This window comes from Stappia stellulata, assembly GCF_020176715.1.
Lineage (GTDB): Bacteria > Pseudomonadota > Alphaproteobacteria > Rhizobiales > Stappiaceae > Stappia.
Genome location: NZ_JAIVMF010000005.1, coordinates 146,439 through 167,141 on the forward strand (window position 1 = coordinate 146,439; position 20,703 = coordinate 167,141).

Below are 20,703 nucleotides of genomic sequence, written 5' to 3' on the forward strand. Positions count from 1 at the left end.
GTCTCAAACCTTCAAGGAGAGAGCGGAATGGATGCGATGACGGCGCTGCCGGACTTCCAGGATGTGGTTGCGGCGCGCGCGCGCATCGCCGGGGAGGCGGCGGTGACGCCGCTGCTCACGTCGGCCTATCTCGACGAGCTGACCGGCGGACGCATCCTGCTCAAGGCGGAAAACCTCCAGCGCACGGGCTCCTTCAAGTTTCGCGGAGCCTTCAACCGTCTGAGCCAGATCCCGGACGAGGCGCGGGCTGCCGGCGTCGTCGCCTGTTCGTCGGGCAACCACGCGCAAGGGGTGGCCGAAGCGGCCCGGATCCTGGGCATGTCCGCCACCATCGTGATGCCGGAAGATGCGCCGGAGGCGAAACTCGCCCGCACGCGGCGCTCTGGCGCGACGGTCGTCACCTACCGGCGCGGCATCGAGGACCGGGAGGCAATCGCCCAGGCGCTTTGCGCGGAAACCGGCGCGACGATGGTGCATCCCTACAATGATCCCGGTGTCATCGCGGGGCAGGGCACGGCCGGCGCGGAAATCGCCGAACAGGCAGCCGCGCTCGGGCTTTCGCTCGATGCCATGCTGACCTGCGCCGGCGGCGGCGGGCTCACCGCCGGCATTGCCCTGGCGCTCGAAACCCTGGCCCCCGACTGCGAGTTGCTTCCGGTCGAGCCGGACGGGTTCGACGACTACGGCCGCTCGCTTGTCGCCGGCGCGCGCGTGGCGAACCCCAGAGAGGGCGGATCGGTCTGCGATGCGATCCTGACGCCGACGCCCGGCGAGCGCTCCTTCGCCATCGTCAGCCGGCGCGCGACGCGCGGCCTCGTGGTGAGCGATGACGAGGCGCTGGCGGCAGTCGCCTTTGCCTTTCGCGAACTGAAACTGGTGGTGGAACCGGGCGGGGCAGTGTGTCTTGCAGCCGTTCTCACCGGCAAGCTGCCGGTGAAGGGGCGCACGGTGGCGCTGACGCTGTCGGGCGGCAACATCGATGCCGAGGTGCTGTCGCGGGCGCTTTCGCTCGGGTGAGGCGGCGTCAGGTCAGTTGAAGGCGCGCGGCGTGCCCTGGTGGCGCATCGTGCGGAAGGTATAGACCTCATGCGCGACGCCTGTGGTTCCAACCCCCAGCCACGCGCAGCGCAGTTTCAGGAACTTGCCATAGGTCTTGTGGCCGATGCCGGTTTCCTTCATCAGCATCGCCACCGCGCCGTCGGCCTGCGAGGCGAATGTATCGCGCACGGTGCTGTCACGCAGGTTCAGGTGCCGTGACACCAGCCAGATGATCGCGGGCATGTCTTCGCGCTCCATGAGCGTCAAAAGGATGTTCTCGAAGCTCAGTTCCCCGGATGCGATCTGGATCCGCACTTCGTGCTTGGACAGATGTTCGCCCTCGATCTCCAGGCCGGCGTCGCGATCGTCGATCACGGTACGCTGGGCGATGCGCTCAAGCGCGGCGCAATCGTCGAGCGCCTTTTCCAGCTCCGCCGGCATCAGCGGGCAATCCGTCTGGCTGACCAGTCGCAGGTCTTCGCGGAATTCTTCATCGTTGATGCAGCGCTGAGCCATCGCACCGAGGAGCCGTTGATCGCCGTTCGACAGGATCAGCAGCGCCAGCATCGCCCGCACCGCAAATTGCGCGCCATCGTTCTGCAACAGCGCGTTGACAACGGGAAAGGCGCCGCGCGCGATCAGCGCGTCGACGATCTTCTCCGGCACCTTGTCGCGGCGGGCAATCGCCAGCCTGTGGCGGTCGGAGCGGCTGCGCACGACATCGACCAGCTTTTCGTCGCTGATCACCGGGGAATGTTCGAGGATCGCTTCGCTGAGATCGAAGGCTTCCGTTGCCAGCCGGTCGGCCAGTGCCGAGGTGATACGGTCGGTGCGGGCCAGTCGCACGACAATATCGAGACGCACCGAATGGTCGAGCTGGTCGAAGACGTCGAGAACCAGGCTTGAGAAAAGAAAGCGCTCGGTATCGCTGGGTTCGCGCTCGAGCTTGTCGGCATATTGGGCGCTCAACAGCCTGACGAGTTCCGACCGTGCGGACGGTTCCCTGATCCTCGCCAGTTCCTCGAGACGCTCCCTGAACATGCCCGAACCTTTTCCTCCCGCAAGCCCGTAGATCGCCGTGCCCCTCTTGCCTCAGCGTCAACGATCCAGAGTACTTACCCGAATATCGTAAAAATGATCATAAAAAATGGGCAATTGTGCAGGGGGTGTTTCTATTCCTGGAGAGCGGCAGGCGACAGGGCAGGTTGCAAAAGGGGTGGGTGCAGGGAGGCGACATTTCTGTGGATGCCTTCCCGGGCGGAACTTGCAGCGATTGGCCATTCGGTCGGCGTCGTTTAGGAGGTCACCTCCCCAAGAACCTGTACGTCAGGATTATCTCAATGAAATTTCTTGCTTTCGCGCTGGTCGCCGTTGCCGCGGCCGGATGCGTATCGGAGGGGCCGTCTCAGCGCAGCGCACCGAAACTGTCTCGTGTGGACCTTTTGTGCGAGGCCGCCGGTTTCACCCCCGGATCCGCCGACTATCGCCAGTGCCGCGCGATTGCCGAACTCGAGACGTCGATCCGTGACGAAGAGAAAGCGGAGCGCGTTGCGCGCGAAACCATCGGCGATGGATTGGCGATCGAGATCTGCGAGAGGTTTTCCAGACGCCAGATCCGCTATCCGATCGTACGACGCGCGAGCGCGCGGGCATCGGGCGACTACGAGAAGACGGTCGAACTCTCGTTCAAGATCGACAAGTCAGCGGAGGATCCCCAGAGCATATCCGCATTTACCTATGTGACGTGCGAATTGCGCGGCCGCGAGGTCGTCGATTTCAGGAGTCGCTGATGCCCGTCGCTCTCGACGGTTCAGCTAAAGAGCGACTGGCGCTCGCCCGGAGAGAGGTCTTCGAGCGGATCGGCGGAGGCGTCACCGGCGGCGTCCTCGGCCCATTTTCGCTCTTCCTCGGCATCGACCATCACGATGTCGTCGATGAGAGAGGGGGGGATATCTTGCTCGCCGTCCGGGTCCCCATCCGGGGTTTCCTGTTTGGCGGGTGCGCGCTCGAACACATCGGCGGCGTTCAAGTCGTCGTCGGAGATCCCCGCGAGGTCTGCAAGGTCCTCAAGCGCCGGTCCGTCCGATAGCGCGTTGCCGGTTTCGGCAGTTTCGAACACATCGGCAGCGGTGTCTTCCTCGGACTCGATATCCCAGGCGACGTCGCCTGCGTCGTCGCTGTCTGCGACCTCGTTGGCGAACAGGGCATCGATCTCATGGGCTTCCGCGGTTGCGCCGGCAAAGGCGGCATCTGCGGCATCCTGGGCCGACATCGCATCGGCTGCGTCGTCCTCCTCCGCCATTGCGTCCGCCCCCGGGCCAAACATCTCGTCCACGGCGTCCTGGTTGACGCCGCGGCCGTCGAGTTGCGGTCCGTTGAGCAGATGTGCGTCGGGACGCGTGTCCTCGACCAGCGGGTGGTCTTCGCCCTGGGCGTCCTCGATGCCCCAGATCGAGATCATCAGGTTGATGCGCGATTCCAGATACTGCAGCACCTGCACGATCTTCTGGGTCCGCTGTCCGGTGAGGTCCTGGAACGAGCAGGCCATGAAGATCTCGGTGGCGCGCGCGTCGATGTCGTCGCAAGCCGCTTCGTCGGCGCCGGCCTCGCGCAGCGTCCAGGCCTGCTCCTGGATCGCCTCGGCGGCGGCCAGGATTTCCTGCGTCGCGCTTTCCGTCTTGGTGACGATGGCGTCGAGCTCGTTGGAGGCCTCGATGAAGCGGTTGCCGTCCTCGGCCTCGTGCTTGATGTTGGCGATCTCGCGCTTGGTGCGTTCGATGGCTTCCTGCATGTCGGCGATGTCGAGCCGGATCCGGTTGAGATCGGGCACCGTGCGGTCGCGCACCATGGCTTTTTCCAGCCGTCCGATGGCCTCCAGAACGACCTGCGTGTCCGGCTTTTGATGGCGGCGCATGTATTCGTCGAGGAACCAGCGCCCGCGGTCGGTTTCCGTCAAGGCCGTCAGGATCGCGTCGTAGTCGCTCTCCATGATCGCGCTGGGCGTGCTGTTTTCAGCCATGATCGTGATCCGCGTCGTGTTTTTCTGTCGGTCGGGGCGACTGCCGTGATCTTCAATGCATAATCGCCAAATCCTTAAAATCGGTATAGAAGACCGGCTCCCGCGCAATACGGACCGGCGTCATGCCCTTGCGATACCGGGTGGCATCCCTGTTTGCCGCCTATTTCTTCGGCCTTGGACTGTTTCTGCCCTTTTTTCCTCTCGTCCTTGCCGAGGCCGGCCTCGGAGCGGCGGAAATCGGCTCCCTGCTTGCCTTGCCGCTGCTGATTCGGCTGGTGGCCAACCCGCTGGTCAGTGCTCTGGCGGATCGCTACCTGCGTCCGGGGCAGGCCATCGCCCTGCTGTCTGCGGTCGCCTGCGCCGGCTTCGGCGCCCTGTTTCTGGTGTCCGGCTTCTGGCCGACGGCCCTTGTGCTGGCCGCCACCTCGCTGGCCTGGGGCCCTTTGGTGCCGATCAGTGACGCGCTCGCCGCCCGCGTCCAGCGGCGCGGCGGCGGCGACTACGGGCGCATGCGTCTGTGGGGCTCGATCGCCTTTGTCGTTGCAAATCTCGTCGGCGGGCTTCTCGTCGGCACCTGGAGCTCATCGGTGGTGCTTGGCGGGATACTCGCCGGGCTTGCCGTGTCGGCCGTGGTCGGCTGGTGTCTGCCGCTTGCGCGGCTGCGCGACGAAAGCGCGCCCGACGAAGCGCAGTCGCCGGAGCCGGGACGCGGCGCTGCGATCCTTTACGCGCCTTCCTTCCTGATCGTCATCGCCGCGGTCGGCCTCGTGCAGGCAAGCCATGCCGCCTATTACGCCTTTTCCGCCCTGTACTGGTCGCAGGCGGGTCTCGGCGGGACGCAGGTCGGGCTGCTGTGGGGGCTTGGTGTCGTGACGGAGGTTCTGCTGTTTTCCATGGCGGGCCGGATCGGCGCCCGCATCGGCAGCGGCGGCCTCCTCGCATTTGGCGCGGTCGCGGCCGTGGTGCGCTGGCTGGTGTTTCCCCTTGCGCTCGACCTGTGGGCGATCTCGGCCCTGCAACTGCTGCACGGGCTGACCTTCGGCGCAACCCATCTGGGCGGCGTCGCCTATGTCGCGCGCATGGCGCCGCCGCAATGGGCGGGGGCCGCCCAAGGCATCGCGTCGACCATCGTTGGGGTGATGAGCGCGACGGCAACCGCTCTGGCGGGCGTGCTCTATGCGCAGGGAGCCGAACCAGCCTTCTTCGCCATGGCCGGCCTCGCCGGCCTTGGCGGCGCCTTGCTCTGCGTCAGCCTGCTTTTGGGGCGACCGCGCGCCTGACGGCGCGGGGTCCCGGTGTCAGCGGCACGACGTCGGGGTGTCTCAGCCCCAGAGATCGGCCACGGGCGGCGAGATCATGCTGCCGGCAAACACCAGTCCGGGCTCGCGGTCGCGCTCAAGCAGCAGCGGTGCATCCAGATCGACATAATCGGCCTGTTGCGCCGGAAGTGTCGCCGGCGCCATCGCAAGCGACGTGCCGAGCATGCAGCCGACCATGATCTTGAAGTCCATGGCGCGGGCCTTCTCCAGCAGGACGAGCGCTTCCGTGACACCGCCGGTCTTGTCGAGCTTGATGTTGACCGCATCGTAGAGCGGGGCGAGGCGCTCCAGATCGGCGCTGGTGTGCAGGCTTTCGTCTGCACAGACCGGGATCGGACGGTCGAGCGTTGCCAGGATGCCGTCGCTGTCTGAGGGAAGCGGCTGCTCGATCAGCTCCACGCCGGCGGCGGCGCAGGCGGCCATATTCTCCGCGAAAGTGTCCGCGCTCCAGGCTTCGTTCGCATCGACGATCAGCCGCGCGTCCGGCGCGGCTTGCCGCACCGCCGCGATGCGCGCGGGATCGCCGTCGCCACCGAGCTTGACCTTGAGCAGAGGCCGCCCCTTGGCCTTCGCCGTGTCGGCGGCCATCTTCTCCGGCGTGCCCAGGCTGATCGTGAAAGCGGTCAGCATGTCGTGCGGAGTGTCGACGCCTGCGGCCTGGAAGGCTGGAACCCCGGAGCGCTTGGCCTCGAGGTCCCAGAAGGCGCAGTCGAGCGCATTGCGCGCGGCACCGGCGGGCATCGCCTGTTGCAGGGCCTCGCGCGTCAGGCCGCGCTCGATCTCCGGTCCCATCCTCTCAATGTCCGCCATCACGCCCTCGACGCTTTCGCCGTAGCGGGCATAGGGCACGCATTCGCCACGGCCCGTGTCCGGGCCTTCGCGAAGCGTGACCGTCACCACATGGGCGTGGGTGCGGCTGCCGCGGGCGATGGTGAAGCCGCCGGCGATCGGCCAGCTGTCGGTTCGGACCTTAAGCGTGACGGTCATGGTGTGCCGAACTCGCTTTCCAGCCGCAGAACGATGCTCTCGCATCCGAAGCGCACCGGATCGGTCGCCGGCAGGTCGTATTCCGCCGCGATGTCGGCCAGACACTGTTTCGCGTCTTCCTCGGAGAGGGCCGCCGTGTTCACGCAGATGCCGACGCAGCGGATCTCGGGATTGGTGAGCTGGCCGCAGGCGATCGTCATGTCGATGACCTGGCGGATCGTCGGCAGCGGGGTTTCGACGCCGCGCATGGTGGTCCGGGTCGGTTCGTGACAGACCACGAAGGCGTCCGGCTGGGAGCCGTGCAGCAGGCCGAGGGTGACGCCGGCGAAAGAGGGGTGAAACAGCGAGCCCTGGCCCTCGATCACGTCCCAGTGGTCGGGTTCGGCGGCGGGCGAGATCCATTCCGCAGCACCCGAGATGAAATCGGCGACCACCGCGTCGAGCGACACGCCGCGCCCGGAGATGAAAATGCCGGTCTGGCCGGTCGCGCGGAAATCGGCGTCATGGCCGCGCTCGCGCATGGCGCGCTCCAGCGCGAGCGCGGCGTATTTCTTGCCGACCGAGCAGTCGGTTCCGACCGCCAGCAGGCGCTTGCCCGTGCGCTTGGTGCCCTTGCCGGTGTCGAAGCGGATTTCCGAATGGCGCACGTCGCGCAGGTGACGGCCGTTGCGTTCGGCCGCTGCGCGGATCTCCGGCACGTCGGCCAGGCGCATGTGCAGGCCGCTTGCGACATCCATGCCCGCATCGAGCGCCTCGACGATGGAGGCGACCCAGTGGTCGGGCAGGACGCCGCCGGCATTGACCGCGCCGATGATCATGGTGCGCGCGCCGGCGCCGGCCGCCTCTTCCGGCGTCATGTCGGTCAGGCCGGCGTCGGCGGCGCAACCTTCCAGCCGGTGCTGGCCGATGCACCAGTCGCGGCGCCAGTCGACGATGCCCAGGCCGGTCTTGGCGGCAAGTGCGTCGGGCACATCGCCGAGAAACAGCAGATAGGGATGGGCGATTTCCATGGAAAAGCTCCTGCTTCAAAGACGATTCGGATGCGGTCGCGCCGGACGGGATGAGGCATGGGCGCCACACGCCGCCCGCCGAATGCCCCGTCCGCGCCAGTCTCCGCATGCCGCTGTGGACGCTGACGTTGGCCGCAAGGTATACGTGGCCCATGGGACGCTCGGCAAGAGGGTGTCGCCGGTGGGGTCGGTTGGGGCGTTGCCGGGTGCAGGGGAAGCGACGAAGCTCGGATGACGATTCACCCGGTCAAGGACATGCCAACGATCACCGTGGAGGCGACGGACGACGTTTGCCGGGTCGTTCCGGTCGGCGCATGGACGATCCACGAGAGCGGCTTGATGGAACAGCGGCTTGCGGAGCTGAAGCTTCCTGCGGCCTCGCGTCTCGTGGTTGACCTGTCGCAGATCACCGCGCTTGACACCACCGGCGCCTGGCTGTTGCACCGGTTTCGCGGCGATCTCGATTATCGCGGCACGAGGGTCGACCTGGAAAACCTCCGTCCCTCGCACCGCGTCCTGCTCGGCGAGGTGGAGAAGCATCATCCGCCGCCGTGGAAGCCGCAACGGCGACCGACATCGCTCGTCAGCATCCTGGAGACAACCGGCCGGGAGGTCGTGGAGATCGGCGCGGACATCCGTGCGGCTCTGCATATCGTCGGGTCGCTGGTCAGCGTGCTTTCAGGTGTCCTGCTGCGGCCGCGCAGCCTGCGGCTTCCCTCGGTCGCCAATCAGTTCGACCGCACCTGCATCGGCGCCGTTCCGATCATCGTGATGATGAGTTTCCTGATCGGCGCGATCATCTCGCAGCAGGGCGGCTTCTACCTCCGCCAGTTCGGCGCGGAAGTCTATGTGGTCGACCTCGCCGGCGTGCTGGTGCTGCGCGAACTCGGCGTTATCCTGACCGCGATCATGGTCGCCGGCCGCTCCGGCTCCGCCTTTACCGCCGAGATCGGCTCGATGAAAATGCGCGAGGAAATCGACGCGCTGCATGTCATCGGCCTCCGGGTGACGGAGGTGTTGATCCTGCCGCGTCTGCTCGCGCTCATTCTCGCGATGCCGGTGCTGACGTTCCTGTCCAACATTGCCGCGCTGTTCGGCGCTGGGCTGGTGAGCTGGTTCTATCTCGACATGGCGCCGCGGGTGTTCATCGACCTGATGCAGGCCGCGGTCACGGTCGACACGCTGATGGTCGGCCTGGTCAAGGCGCCCTTCATGGCGCTGATCATCGGCCTGGTCGCCTCGGTGGAGGGGATGAAGGTCGGCGGGTCCGCGGAATCGCTCGGCCAGCACACGACCTTGTCGGTGGTCAAATCGATCTTCATGGTGATCGTCGTCGACGGTCTCTTCGCCATCTTCTTCTCCTCGATCGGGATCTGAATGTCTGACGTCGCCTCGCCCCAAAGCCCCGACACGGATACCGGCGCCGACGCCGCGTCGCCGATGTCCGTCCCGAGCGACGAGGTGGTGCTCAGCGCGCGCGGCGTGACCGTCGGCTTCGGCTCCACCATCGTGCTGAAGGACCTCGACCTCGACGTCTACCGGCGGGAGATCCTCGGCTTCGTCGGCGGATCCGGCACCGGCAAATCCGTGCTGATGCGCGCGATCCTGGGGCTGACGCCGCGCCGGGCGGGCGAGATCGAGGTCTTCGGGATCAACCTGAAGACCGCCTCCGACGATCAGCGTCAGGCGGTGGAACGGCGCTGGGGCGTGCTGTTCCAGCAAGGCGCGCTGTTTTCCTCCCTGACCGTACGGCAGAACATCCAGGTGCCGATGCGCGAGCACATGCAGATGTCGGACCGGCTGATGGACGAACTGGCGCTTTTGAAACTGGAAATGGTCGGCTTGCCGCCATCGGCCGCCGACAAGTTCCCGTCCGAGCTCTCCGGCGGCATGATCAAGCGCGCGAGCCTGGCGCGCGCGCTGGCGCTCGATCCCGATCTCGTCTTTCTGGACGAGCCGACCTCGGGGCTCGATCCCATCGGCGCCGCCGCTTTCGACGACCTGGTGATGAAACTGCGGGAAACGCTGGGTCTGACGGTCTATATGGTGACCCACGATCTGGACAGCCTGCATTCCATTTGCGACCGCGTCGCGGTATTAGGGGAGAAGCGGGTGCTGACCGCCGGCCCGATCGAGGAGCTGCGGCGTTTCGACAACGACTGGGTGCAGGACTATTTCAACGGCGTTCGGGCGTTGCGACGCGTGTGACCGGGGCGGGCTGGACTGAGGATTTGAGGTAGGTATGGAAACCCGCGCGAACTATGTGGCGATCGGTGCGTTTGTGTTCGTCACGATGTTCATCGGATTCGCGTTCATCTACTGGCTCGGCAGCCGGTCGGAGGGGCCGCGCGCGCTTCCCGTCAAGGTCGTCTTCAACGGGGCGGTGACGGGCCTGTCCGTCGGCGGATCGGTCAATTTCAACGGCATCAAGGTCGGCGACGTCGGCTCGCTCGGGTTCGATCCCAAGGACCCGTCGGTCGTGATCGCCACCATCCGGGTCAGCCCGACCACGCCGCTGCGCGCCGACGTTAAGGCAACGCTGGGGTTCCAGACGCTGTCGGGCATTGCCTATGTCGAGCTGTCCGGCGGGTCGCCGACATCGCCGCTGCTGCTTGATCCGGATGCCGAGGAGCCGCCGGTGATCTATGCCGAGCGCTCCGCTTTCGAGGATATCGTCGAGGGCGCGCGCGACATTCTCTCCCGCGCCGACACGACGCTGGCCGCCGTGGAGCGCGTCGTGGAGGACAATCGCGAGGACATCAGCGACATCATCACCAATGCGCGGGTGTTTTCCGAGGCGCTCGCCAAGAACGCCGATGGCGTCGACACCTTCATGTCGAGCGTGGCCAGCACCGGCGAGGCGCTGCAGAAGCTGTCGGGACGGCTTGAGGGGCTGGTCGACAGCGCCACCGCCGTTGTCGACGCGGTGCCGCCCGGGAAAGTCACCGAGATTGTCGACAACGCGGCCGAGATTACCTCGAAGGCCGCCGATGCGGCGGACGGTTTGACCTCGCTTCTCCAGGACGCGGAGACGGCCGCCGCCGACCTGGCCAAGTTCACCGTTTCGCTGAACGAAAGCCTTGCGGAATTCGACAAGGTCGTGACCGCGATCCGCCCCGAGGCGATTTCCGAAATCGTCGACAATGTCGCCGCCTTCTCCAAGGTGCTTGAGGACCGGTCCGACGACATCGACCGCCTTGTCGTCTCGACGAGCAAGACGATGGAAAACATCGAGGCCGTGACCGCGATCGCGGTCGATCGCGAGAGCGACATTCGCGAATTCATTGCCGATGCCCGGATCATTTCCGACAAGCTCATCGGCACGGTCGATCAGGTAAACGGAATACTTGGAGCCGTCGATCCCGCGCGGATCTCGAGTGTCATCGCGTCCGTCGACGACGTGGCGAGCGGGATCGCGGGGCGCCGCCAGACGATCACCGATGCCATCGACCAGGCCGGCGCGGCGGTCGCGAATGTCACCGAGTTCTCGCAAAGCCTGAAGGGCCGGGGACCGGACATCGACCGCATCATATCTGATGCCCAGGATCTGGCGGCCAAGCTCAATGCGACCGGAACGCGGGTGCAAAGCCTGGTCGCCAAGGTCGAGGCGATGGTCGATGCCGATGGCGAGGGGCTGATCACGGAAGCCACCAAGGCCGCCAGCGCCATCCGCAAGGTCGCCGATACGCTGGCCGAGCGCGTCGGCCCGATCACCAGCGGGCTTGAAAAATTCACCGTGCGCGGCTCGGCCGATTTCTCGGCCGCGATGGCCCAGCTCAATCGCACGCTGCTGGAGATCCAGCGCGCGGCCAGCGACCTCAACCGCAATCCGCAGCGGGTCATCTTCGGCGGCTCCGACACGCCGACCTTCGGCGGAGCGCAGCGCCGATGAGCGGGACGAACCGGCGATTGCCGACAGGAACGGCTTGCGTGCGGGCGACAGACGTGGTCTCAGCGGCTAGGGTTGGACCGAGAGACGCTTACGCAACGCCACGGGGACGCGGAACACGATGAGTTTGGCAAGGATCGCGACGGCTGTATTCGCCATGGCCGTTCTGGTCGCGCTCGGCGGCTGTGCAAGCACCAATGCACCGGAGGCCTATTACGGGCTGACCGCCCCGGAGAATCTCGAGGCGCGGGCACGCTCCGGCTCGGGCGCGCGCCAGGTGCTGGTGCCGCAGCCGCGCGCGCTGCAGGCGCTCGATACCGCCAATATCGCCGTCGTCGACGCCGGGCCCGTCTACACCTACTTCCCCAAGGCCGCCTGGACGGACACGCTGCCCAAGGTGGTGCAGGCCAAGATCGTCCAGTCGCTGGAAAACACCCGCGGCCTGCGCGGCGTCGGCCTGCCGGGCGAGGGGCTTTTGATCGACTACCAGCTCCAGACCGACCTGCGCGCCTTCGAGCTGCGCATCGACGGCCGCGACCGCGCCGTGGTCGAAATCATGGCGCGCCTCGTCAACGACCGCAACGGCCGCACCCGCGCCAGCCGCATCTTCCGCGCCGAGGCGCCTGCCAAAAGCACAAACGTCCGCGACGCCGTCGCCGCCCTCAACACCGCCACCGACGCGGTCCTGCGCGAAATGTCCGCCTGGGTGCTCGGGAACGTTTGAGGGGGGGGGAGTGAAAGGGCATGGCGCGCGGCACACATTCTGGTCACCCCGGGCAGGCATTAGCGCGATGCCCTCAATCAAAGAGCCTGGGCGCGTCCATATTTCACCCCTGCGAGACTTAGTCTCACCGATCCTAGATCTCCGATTACGCTTCGTCCGAGAAGACGCTGGAAGGTGGATTGGCGTCGGAGGGTCATTGAGAACCAGAGCGTTCTTGAGAGTTTACCCCGCGTCTTCTGCCCAGTGACTCGGATGTGTCAGACCCTGCGGGAGTTTTGTGCGCTTATTCCCTAAAGCTGAGTTGACCTGCTTTTGCGTGAGATAGCTCGCGTCTCTTAGATCCGCGTGTCTCAAGTCTGCCCCGCTCAGGTTTGCGCCACTCAGGTCCGCCCTATTCAGATTTGCCCCACTCAGGTGCGCGTCTCTTAGATCCGCGTGTGTAAGGTCTGCCCTGATTAGGTTCGCCTCGCTCAGGTGCGCCCCGCTCAGGTTTGCACAGGTCAAGTCCGCCCCGATGAGGTTCGCTCCAATCAGGTCCGCTCGGCTCAGGTCCGCCTCGCTTAGGTCCGAACCGTTCAGGTTCGCCTCTATCAGGCTCGCCCCTCTCAGGTTTGCGCCGTTCAGGTTCGTCCCAATCAGTTCTGTCCCGATCAGTGTCGAACTGCTCAGGTTGATGCGTCTAAAGATTGCCCTCGCAACCTCATATCTTGTATAGATCAATCTGCTAACCAAGCCGATTGCACCATCGCGAGTTTTCATAGTGTCAATATCTACTGTCGGGCTCGTTCTCTTGCCGTCTTTCTCCCCGTGGAGCGGAATGACACACGCCGATGCAGAGGCCGCGGCGAGCAGAGCGCTTTCCGCGCAGCGTTGAAACGTTTCGAGAGTTCGCCAAGTCAAACCGGGGAATACTTTTTGAACCGGAAATCCATGCTCGATGCTCCAATTCATCATCTCCGTCAGCGCCGTTTTCACCATGAAAGCTTCTTTTGGCGCCAATATATGGCGAGCCTCATCGTATAGGAACTGGAGGATATAAGGGGTCAGTTCTGCCCCGGCGATGAGTTCCGCCCACGGCTCAACCAATTGCTCGGGTTCGTAATCCCCAGTCAGTTTTTCGGCAACCTTGCAAGCCTGAGACAAGAGGCCACGAGCGGCCAAATACTCTCCGAAGCTCTTGTGTATGAACTCAAAGCCGTCGTCTTTGCTCTTGCCCCCGGGACGCGTGTGGATATTGAGCGCGACTGACTTCAAGGATGCTGCGCCGATGTCTCTATAGTGCTTTTCTTTCAGCAAGTGGAGTTTGCGAACGATGCGAAACTCATGTTCATCCCCGGTTCGACCGTTGCCGCGCCAGGCTGCCAGACCGAGCACCTCCATCAAATCGAAAAACTCATCGCGGGAAATATTATGAGCTGAAAAATGATCTTTGTTCTTGTTTCTATCATAGATCTTTTCAAGTATATCCTCATAAACGAGGTTGCGATTGTCGGATGCTTCTCCCCAATTCTCCCTGCAATACTTTGATATGATCAATAGATGTAAGAGTAAGGGCTCCAGGTTGAGTTCCGACATGTCTTCATGGGTGACAGGTTCTGGAATAGCTTGCGGATTCAACCCCTTCGCTTGCGCCCACTGCTCCCAATAGGTCACACGCTGATCGATCTCCATTAGGTTGTCTGGGTTGAGAAGATCTTGGCCCTCCTCTGGAGGATCGCGGCTGAGCAAGCAAGTTTCACGCGTCATCGGCGCGATCGGTGCAACGTTCAGCATAGTAGGCAGTGGCAAGGCAGCGGCTTTCATCGCCTGTTCGCAAGCGATATTGCGGCCAAGAACAACGGCACGCACGGGCGGGCCATCGGCGTTCAGGGGAGACAGCATCCGCATGAGCGAAAGCAAAAATTCGCGCGCGTATTTTTCTGCATCTCCGGCATCTGCGGTCAACTCGTCCAGTCCATCGAAGATCAGCAGCAAGGGGGTGGCATCTTCCTTTCGCCATTCCAGCGGGCTTTCCGGCAAACCGGGATTGCCCTTTAGTGCGACGAGCGAATTGAACCTGTGGAAGTACTCCGCAATGTCGCGGTCTAATTGGCCGGTCAGGTGGACATGTTGTAACCTAATCAGTGCGACCCTGTGTTTGTTCGGATCTTGCATAACCTCATGCGCAAAGGCCCTAGCAAAGGAAGATTTGCCGCAGCCCGGTCCGCCCGCGATTACGCGGACGGGGTTCTTGGCTGCATCTTCGCCCAGCCATTCATGAAGGGTCTCATGCAGATAAGAAACATGGGCCTTTCGTTTGATTACCTGCAGTTCTCGACGCTCCGTTACGATTTCCTCGTTCCAGAAACACCGTAGGCGCAAGTAGACGGAGGCGAGCGGAACGGTCTCGTCGGCATCCGGCGAGAAGACAGGTTCATCGGTGAATTGCGCCGAAATCCAGAAGTTGTGTCGCGCCCAGTCCGCCTCGCGACGGGCCGGTTCTCCTCCAACGCTATAAAGCGCGTCCTCAAGTGGCTTGAAATAGCTTGGATCTTCGCAAATCACCCGGTTCGATGCCGCCTGCAATGCCCGTTCGAAGCGTGTTTTCAAGGTCTCTAATTTAAGGTTGGCGGCCGTTGTCGATTGCAACAACAGCTCGGGAAGCGCTTTTCTCGCGGGTTCGAAGACGGCGGACGCAGCCGGTACGCGCAGTGTTGACTGGTCAAGCTGGGTGCCACCAAATTGCGTTGACGCATTGAGGAAGGCTTTCAGAGCTTCTTCTTTTTTCGTGGTCAGCGGGGCAATGCGGCGCGATTGCGCCAGGATATCGCTTGCTGCATAGGCCAGTGTCCGCGCCGCCCAGTTCCAGGCTCGATTCGGCGGCGTGTCGGTTTCCTTGCCCGCGAGCTCCTTTAGCGCATCATTCAGTTGCAGAACGATGTTGTGAATATTGGGACCAGTCGGTGACGCTCCTTCGACACCTGCGAGCATCCCGTGCACTACCGCGCGCCACCAGTTTCGGCGCAAAGCCGGCTTTTCAAAATCAATGGCCATGCAATTCACCTTTTGAAAATCAGGCAAGTCGTGAATCTTGTCGCAGTCGCGTCCTTGTTGAAAGTCTAGCCCAAATACTGATTGTGGCGGCCACAAATTGCACCCAACAAAAAAGGCGCGGCCCCTTTCGGAAGCCGCGCCTTCTTTCGTTTCAGTGCGTCGTCGTGAGACGGATCAGTCCAGACGGCCGCTGGCGTGGGCGAGCATCGTGTAGACCTTGCCGGTGTCCGACGTGAGATAGGTCTGGCTCATGATGTTGTCGCGGTCGTTGCGCGACACCTGGGCCAGAAGCTGCTCGAAGTCGGAGAGATAGCGGTCCACGGCGGCGCGGAACTCGCCGTCGCGGGCGTATTTCTGCCGGATCTCGTCGAAGGTCTGCTGACCCTGCAGCGTGTAGAGACGGCGGGTGAAGACATGCCGCTCGCCGCGCTTGTAGCGCTCCCACAGGTCGATGAACGTCTCGTGGTCGATCGCCCGGGCGATGTCGATGGACAGCGAGTTGAGCGATTCCACCATCTGCAGCGGCGACCGGGCGGCCTCGTCGCCGTCAGCGCCATCCTCGTCCTGCGAGGCGCGGCGCAGCAGGTCGGAGACCCAGCCCTTGCCCTGGGGCGCGTTCGAGGCGCTTGCGCGCTTCTCCGGTGCCTGTGCGGGGGCCTGCGGCTCGAAGTCGCTCAGCGTCTTGCGGCGCAGCTCTCCGCGCAACTCGCCACGCTGCTGCGGGGCCTGTTGCTGGGGCGCGGGCTGCCGGGCGGCCGGCTGCGGGGCAGGGCGCGGTGCCGGCTCCGCCGGAGCGGCGGGCTGGCGTGCGACGGAGGCCAGTGTGGCTCCGGCCGCGACCGTGCGTTCCCCGGCACGCGAGGTGTCGAGCGCGTTCGACTGGCGGGCGACGATCTCCGACAGTTCGGAAAGCGCGCGCACCTGTTCGCTGACCACCTTGCGCAGGGCCGAGGTGGACTGCTCTGCCTCCTCGGGGAGGTCGAGAATGCCGCGCTTGAGTTCGGCGCGGGTCTTCTCCAGCTCGCGGTGGACGTCGCGGGCGACGTCGCGCATGCGGGTGGTCGCCTCGGTGAAGCGTTCGGAGGCTTCCGACAGGGTGCTCGACATTTCCGCGACCACGTCGTCCTGCGCGGCGCGAACCGCCTCGCGGGCCTTCTGGCCTTCGAGACCGGCCGACATGCGCATGGATTCAAACTGCTCGGCGACGGCAGCCGTTGCGGCTTCCGCGGCCGAGGTGAGCTGACGGGTCACGTCGCGGCTCTTGGTGTCGGCCTGCTCCAGCATCTCCTCAAGCTGCTTGGAGAAGCTGCGCATCAGGCTGTCGACGGCCTCGGTCTTGGCCAGCAGCGTGTCGGCGACATCCTCGATGGCGGTCTTGCGCTCGCCGACGCGGCTTTCCACGGAGCGGTCGACCTCTTCCAGATGCTTCGCGGCATCGGTGAGATGGCGGCCATGCTCTTCCAGGCGACCGGCGAGGGTCGCGAGGTCGGAGAGAACCGTGTCGGAGACCTTGCGCAGCACGCCGGTCTGCTCGGTGAGCGTCTCGGTCGAGCTGGAGGTTTCCGACACCGCCCGGTCGATGGCGGTGCGGAACTCGCCGGCACTGCGCGACAGCGAGGTCTCGACCTTGCCGAGGTTGTCGTCCGCATTGGCGAGGACGTCGCTCAGCATGGCGTTCGACTGGTTCAGGCGATCCAGCAGGCCGGTGATGTCGCTTTCAAGCTGCGACTTGGTGCGGGTGAGGATTTCCGCCGCCGAGGCGCTGCGCTCGTCGAGCCTGGTGACCAGCTCGTCGCCGGCTTCCACCAGCGCGCGGGTGGCATCCAGACCCGTGCGGGCGAAGCTGTCGGTGACGTCCTTGCCCTTGACGGTGATCGCCTCGAGGATCGCGTCGTGGACCTCCGAGACACGGCCCGTAAGGTCGTTGGCGCGCTGCTCGATGGCCGTGACAAGCGCGTTGCCGTCGGTGCTGACCAGACCCGCAAGGGTGCCGGTGCGCTCCTCGAGCGCCGCGTTGAGCGCTTCGGCGCGGGCGACGAGGTCTTCCGCGACCGCATTGCCGCGCTCCGACAGGAGGTCGGCCGCCGCGCGGACCGCATTGGCGACCTGCGAACGCACGCCGTCGGCTTCGCCGGCGACGGTGTTGCGGATCTCCTCGATGGTGCGGGCAAGCACCATGCGGGCCTGCTCGCTTTCGGCGTTGAGCGTGCCGGAAACTTCCTGGACCGTACGGGTGATCTCCTCGCGGGCCTTTTCGCTCTCGCTGCCGAGGGTTCCGTTCATTTCCGTCAGCGTGCCGACGAACATCGCACGGGCCTTCTCGCTTTCCGCGGCAAGGCTGTGCGCAGCTTCGCTGATGGCGGAGAACAGCAGGTCGCGAATCTTCTCGCTTTCGCCCGACATGGCGCCGGAAGCATTGTTGAGAGCCTGGACGATGGCATCGGCCGCCTTCTCGCTCTCGCTCTGCATGGCGCCGCGCGCCTCGCCGACCGAGCCGAGCACGATCTGGCGCAGGCGTGCGCCTTCGCCCTCGAGCTTGCGGGTTGCCTCGTCAAGGGTGACCTCGACGGTTTCCTTGAGCTTGCCGCTCTCGCCGGTGAGGACGCCGGTGAGGCGTTCCACCGTGCCGCCGGCTTCCGTCAGGACTTCCGACAGGGTGAGGCGGGCGCGCTCGCTCTCGCTTGTCAGCGTGCCGGAGATGGCTGCCAGACGATCGGCGAGGATGCGTTCCAGTTCGGCCGAGCGGCTGTCGAGGGTTTCGGCAACCTCGAACACCTTGGAGCCCAGCGACACGTTGATCTCCGCGATGCGGTCGGACAGCGTGTCGGTCAGGTCCTGGCTCTGGCGCGACAGCACCTGGCCGGCGTCGGTCAGACGCTGGTCGAGCGAGTTCGACATCTCGGTCTGGCCGTCGACGAAGGCGGCGGCGATCTCGCGGGTGCGGGCGATCAGGGTCTCGCTGATCTGGCGGGCACGGGCGTCAAGCGCCTGGTCGATGCGGTCGGTACCGGTCGACATGGTCTCGGCCAGATGCTCGGCCTTCTCCGACATGGAGACGGCGGCCAGCTCGACCTTTTCACCGATCGAGGCCTCGAAGCTGACGAGGTGACGTTCGATGGTCTCGCCGATGGCGGCGGAACGGTTCGACAGGTTGGTGCCGATTTCCTCGGCGCGGGCGCTAAGCGAGGCACCGACCTCGTCGACCTTGTTCGACAACTGAACCGTGATCGCCTCGGAGCGGTTCTCCAGGACGTCGGAGAGCGCGACGGTGCGTTCAGACAGCGTCTTTTCGAACTGTTCTGTGCGGTTTTCCAGCGTCACGGCGAGCTTGCCGATGCCGCCATCCAGCGTCTTGTCGAAGCCTTCGATGCGCTGGTCCAGCGTTTCCGCCAGTGTGGAGGAGCGCAGGTCGAGCGTGGATTGCAGCGACTCGATGCGCCCGTCCAGGGTCTCGCCGAGTTCGCGCGAGCGGCTGTCGACGGAGGCGATGAGCGCGTCGCCGCGTTCGCCGATCAGATATTCCATCTTCTCCAGATGGCCGCCGAGGCTGAGCGTCAGCGTGTCGCCGCGCTCGGCCAGCGTTGCATCGAGGCGGTCGCCGATGGCGTTGAGGTCGCCGACCACCCGTTCGCCGCGCGAGCCGATGAGATGGGCAAGCTCGGTGCCGGTCTCCGACAGGGTGCGGGCGAAATCGGACGTATGGGTCGACAGCGACGTGGTGAGCGCGGCGGAGGCATCTTCCAGCGTGACGCGGAAGGCCGTCGTCTGGCTGTCGATGATCGTCGCGATTTCCTTGTTGCGCTGCTCGAGGCGCTGGTCGAGCGCCTCGCCGTTGACCGAGATGGCCTCGTGGATCTTGTCGCCAACGGAGCCGAGACGGTCGGCAAGCTCGGTGCCGCGCACGGTGATCGTTTCCGACAAGCTGCCGGCGGTCTCGTCCAGCTTGGAGGCGATCTCGCCGCCGCGCAGCGACAGGTCGACGACGATGCTTTCGCCGGTGCCGCGCAGGATTTCTGCCACTTCCTCGGTGCGCGAGGACAGCGTCTCGACGATTTCCGCGCCCTTGACGGAGATCGTGTCGGTCACTTCCTGGCCGCGCAGCGAAATGCTCTCCACGACCCGGTCGCCGGTTTCGGCAAGCGAGGTGTCGAGGCCGGTGACCCGGGTGTCGAGGGTCGACAGCAGGTCCTCGGTGCGGGTGGTGATCGTGTCGATCAGCTTGCCGCTGGTGAGCGACAGGCTGGCGGTGATCTCCTCGCCGCGGCTGGTGATGGTCTCGCCGACGCTCTGGCCGGTCGAGGTCAGCGCCTCGGTGATTTCCGAGCCGCGCAGCGACAGCGTGTCGACGATGGAGGTGCCGGTCGATGCCAGCGTCTCGTTGATCTGGTCTCCGCGCTCGGTGAGCGTGGTGAACAGCGAGGTCGAGGTCTCTTCCAGCCGGTCGTTGATCTCCGCGCCGCGCGTGGTGAGCGTGTCGACAAAAGCGTTCGCCGTTGTGGAGAAGCGGTCGTTGATTTCCGCGCCGCGGCTTTGCAGCGTCTCGGCGAACTCCGAGCCGGTGCGCGACATGTTCTCGACGAGATCCTGGCCGGTGCCGGTCAGGCGCTCGACGTAGCTTTCGCCATGGGAGGCGAGGCTGTCGATCAGCTGGCCGCCGGCGGTGTTGAACGTGTCGGTGATCTCGCGCACGCGTCCGTCGACGGTGGCGGTCAGCTCGCCGACGCGGGCGTCGATGGCGCCCGTCAGTCGCTCCGTGGCGCTGTCGGCGATGGAGCTGATCTTGTCGGAGGTGGCATCCAGCTGCGCCGCGAGGCTCTCGTGCGCGCCGGTGATGGAATCGCGGACGCGATCGGCGTTGGAGACCACGGCTTCGCGCTGGGTCACCAGTTCGTCGATCAGCGAGCGGATCTTGAGCTCGTTGTCATTGTAGGAGCGCTCGAGCGAGGACACCTCGTTGTGGACGAGGACCTCCAGCTCGCTGGCGCGGGCGATCGCCCGTTCGATGCCGTCGCCCATGGCGGCGACCTCGCGGCGGATCGCCTGGCCGACGCTGAGAATGGATTCCTTGGCCACATCCTCCGGCTCGGCAAGGCGCAGCGCGACTTCGGTCATGCCGCGCGCGACAATGCGCATTTCCTGCGCGCGGAAGATCATCAGCGCCATTGCCCAGAAGAAGAGCACCGGCACGACGACCGCGACCGCGATCAGGATCAGCGAAGGGGAGGCCATGATGTCATTGGCGGAACTGACCGCCGCGACTTCGGCGGAAAAGGCGGAGGACGCGAGCCACCAGCCGCCGGCGATCCACAAAATGCTGAGCGCGAGGGAAAACCAGAAAGGCGCCGAGGTCGGGCGGCGCTGCAAGGCGTAGATCAGGTTGCCGATGGAGCGGCGGTCGTCGTTGGCGGCCGAGGTCGGTCGTCCGCCGCCGCGTCCGCGGCGGTTGCCGGAGCGGTTGGAGTCCGGGCGTGCGGGCGTCGCCGCGCTGTCCGAAGCGCTGGTCTCCGCACTGCGCGCGCTGGCCTCGCTGCCCGCCGAGGCGGTGGCGGCCTGCTGTTGGTCGTCGTCGCCGAAATCGATCTTCAGCGCCTCCTCAACCGCCGAAAGGGCAGCTTCGGCGGGATCTTTCGCCTTCGGGGGATTTGCCATCTTGAACTCGCCTCGCGTCCGTACTCGTTACACAT

General features: G+C 65.0%; 13 protein-coding genes. 7 read left to right on the top strand and 6 right to left on the bottom strand.

Annotated features, from left to right (window positions below; translation table 11 throughout):
• Nucleotides 1-27: 27 nt before the first annotated feature.
• Nucleotides 28-1,017 carry a threonine/serine dehydratase gene (locus LC092_RS08725; protein WP_412103544.1) on the top strand — a complete coding sequence of 330 codons (990 nt, stop codon included), beginning with the start codon at nucleotides 28-30 and terminating at the stop codon, nucleotides 1,015-1,017.
• A gap of 12 nt (nucleotides 1,018-1,029) precedes the next feature.
• Here the strand turns inward: LC092_RS08725 and LC092_RS08730 are convergent, their stop codons facing one another.
• Nucleotides 1,030-2,079, bottom strand: coding sequence for a DUF2336 domain-containing protein (locus tag LC092_RS08730; protein WP_224806131.1), 1,050 nt, complete (start codon nucleotides 2,077-2,079; stop codon nucleotides 1,030-1,032).
• A gap of 299 nt (nucleotides 2,080-2,378) precedes the next feature.
• Between LC092_RS08730 and LC092_RS08735 the strand changes: the two genes are divergently transcribed.
• Entirely contained in the window at nucleotides 2,379-2,828 is a 450-nt protein-coding gene (locus tag LC092_RS08735; RefSeq protein ID WP_224806132.1) for a hypothetical protein, read from the top strand.
• A gap of 20 nt (nucleotides 2,829-2,848) precedes the next feature.
• Here LC092_RS08735 and LC092_RS08740 read toward each other — a convergent pair whose 3' ends face one another.
• Nucleotides 2,849-4,057 (bottom strand): protein phosphatase CheZ, encoded by a 1,209-nt coding sequence (locus LC092_RS08740; protein ID WP_224806133.1) that lies wholly within the window; start codon nucleotides 4,055-4,057, stop codon nucleotides 2,849-2,851.
• Between the two features lie 122 nt (nucleotides 4,058-4,179).
• On the opposite strand from LC092_RS08740, the gene LC092_RS08745 reads away from it, so the two are divergent.
• Nucleotides 4,180-5,337 (top strand): MFS transporter, encoded by a 1,158-nt coding sequence (locus LC092_RS08745; protein WP_224806134.1) that lies wholly within the window; start codon nucleotides 4,180-4,182, stop codon nucleotides 5,335-5,337.
• Nucleotides 5,338-5,379: 42 nt separating this feature from the next.
• Here the strand turns inward: LC092_RS08745 and dgcA are convergent, their stop codons facing one another.
• Together dgcA and dgcN are read right to left on the bottom strand one after the other, a co-directional pair.
• Nucleotides 5,380-6,363 carry an N-acetyl-D-Glu racemase DgcA gene (gene dgcA, locus LC092_RS08750; RefSeq protein ID WP_224806135.1) on the bottom strand — a complete coding sequence of 328 codons (984 nt, stop codon included), beginning with the start codon at nucleotides 6,361-6,363 and terminating at the stop codon, nucleotides 5,380-5,382.
• The gene (gene dgcN / locus LC092_RS08755) at nucleotides 6,360-7,373 is read right to left on the bottom strand and encodes an N-acetyltransferase DgcN (protein ID WP_224806136.1); all 1,014 of its coding nucleotides are present in this window, start codon (nucleotides 7,371-7,373) and stop codon (nucleotides 6,360-6,362) included. Before dgcN ends, dgcA begins: the two co-directional genes overlap by 4 nt.
• A gap of 231 nt (nucleotides 7,374-7,604) precedes the next feature.
• Here dgcN and LC092_RS08760 point away from each other — a divergent pair, with 231 nt between their 5' ends.
• From LC092_RS08760 to LC092_RS08775, 4 genes are all read left to right on the top strand, one after another.
• Entirely contained in the window at nucleotides 7,605-8,750 is a 1,146-nt protein-coding gene (locus LC092_RS08760; protein ID WP_224806137.1) for an ABC transporter permease, read from the top strand.
• 63 nt (nucleotides 8,751-8,813) lie between these two features.
• Nucleotides 8,814-9,581 carry an ABC transporter ATP-binding protein gene (locus LC092_RS08765; protein ID WP_224806223.1) on the top strand — a complete coding sequence of 256 codons (768 nt, stop codon included), beginning with the start codon at nucleotides 8,814-8,816 and terminating at the stop codon, nucleotides 9,579-9,581.
• Between the two features lie 34 nt (nucleotides 9,582-9,615).
• Nucleotides 9,616-11,265, top strand: coding sequence for an MlaD family protein (locus LC092_RS08770; protein ID WP_224806138.1), 1,650 nt, complete (start codon nucleotides 9,616-9,618; stop codon nucleotides 11,263-11,265).
• A 118-nt stretch (nucleotides 11,266-11,383) separates the two neighbouring features.
• Nucleotides 11,384-11,986 (top strand): ABC-type transport auxiliary lipoprotein family protein, encoded by a 603-nt coding sequence (locus tag LC092_RS08775; RefSeq protein WP_224806139.1) that lies wholly within the window; start codon nucleotides 11,384-11,386, stop codon nucleotides 11,984-11,986.
• A 222-nt stretch (nucleotides 11,987-12,208) separates the two neighbouring features.
• On the opposite strand, the gene LC092_RS08780 is transcribed toward LC092_RS08775, so the two are convergent.
• Together LC092_RS08780 and LC092_RS08785 are read right to left on the bottom strand one after the other, a co-directional pair.
• Nucleotides 12,209-15,019 (bottom strand): pentapeptide repeat-containing protein, encoded by a 2,811-nt coding sequence (locus LC092_RS08780; protein WP_224806140.1) that lies wholly within the window; start codon nucleotides 15,017-15,019, stop codon nucleotides 12,209-12,211.
• 174 nt (nucleotides 15,020-15,193) lie between these two features.
• Complete coding sequence (locus tag LC092_RS08785) at nucleotides 15,194-20,668, bottom strand: antitoxin (protein ID WP_224806141.1); 5,475 nt, start codon at nucleotides 20,666-20,668, stop codon at nucleotides 15,194-15,196.
• Nucleotides 20,669-20,703: the final 35 nt, after the last annotated feature.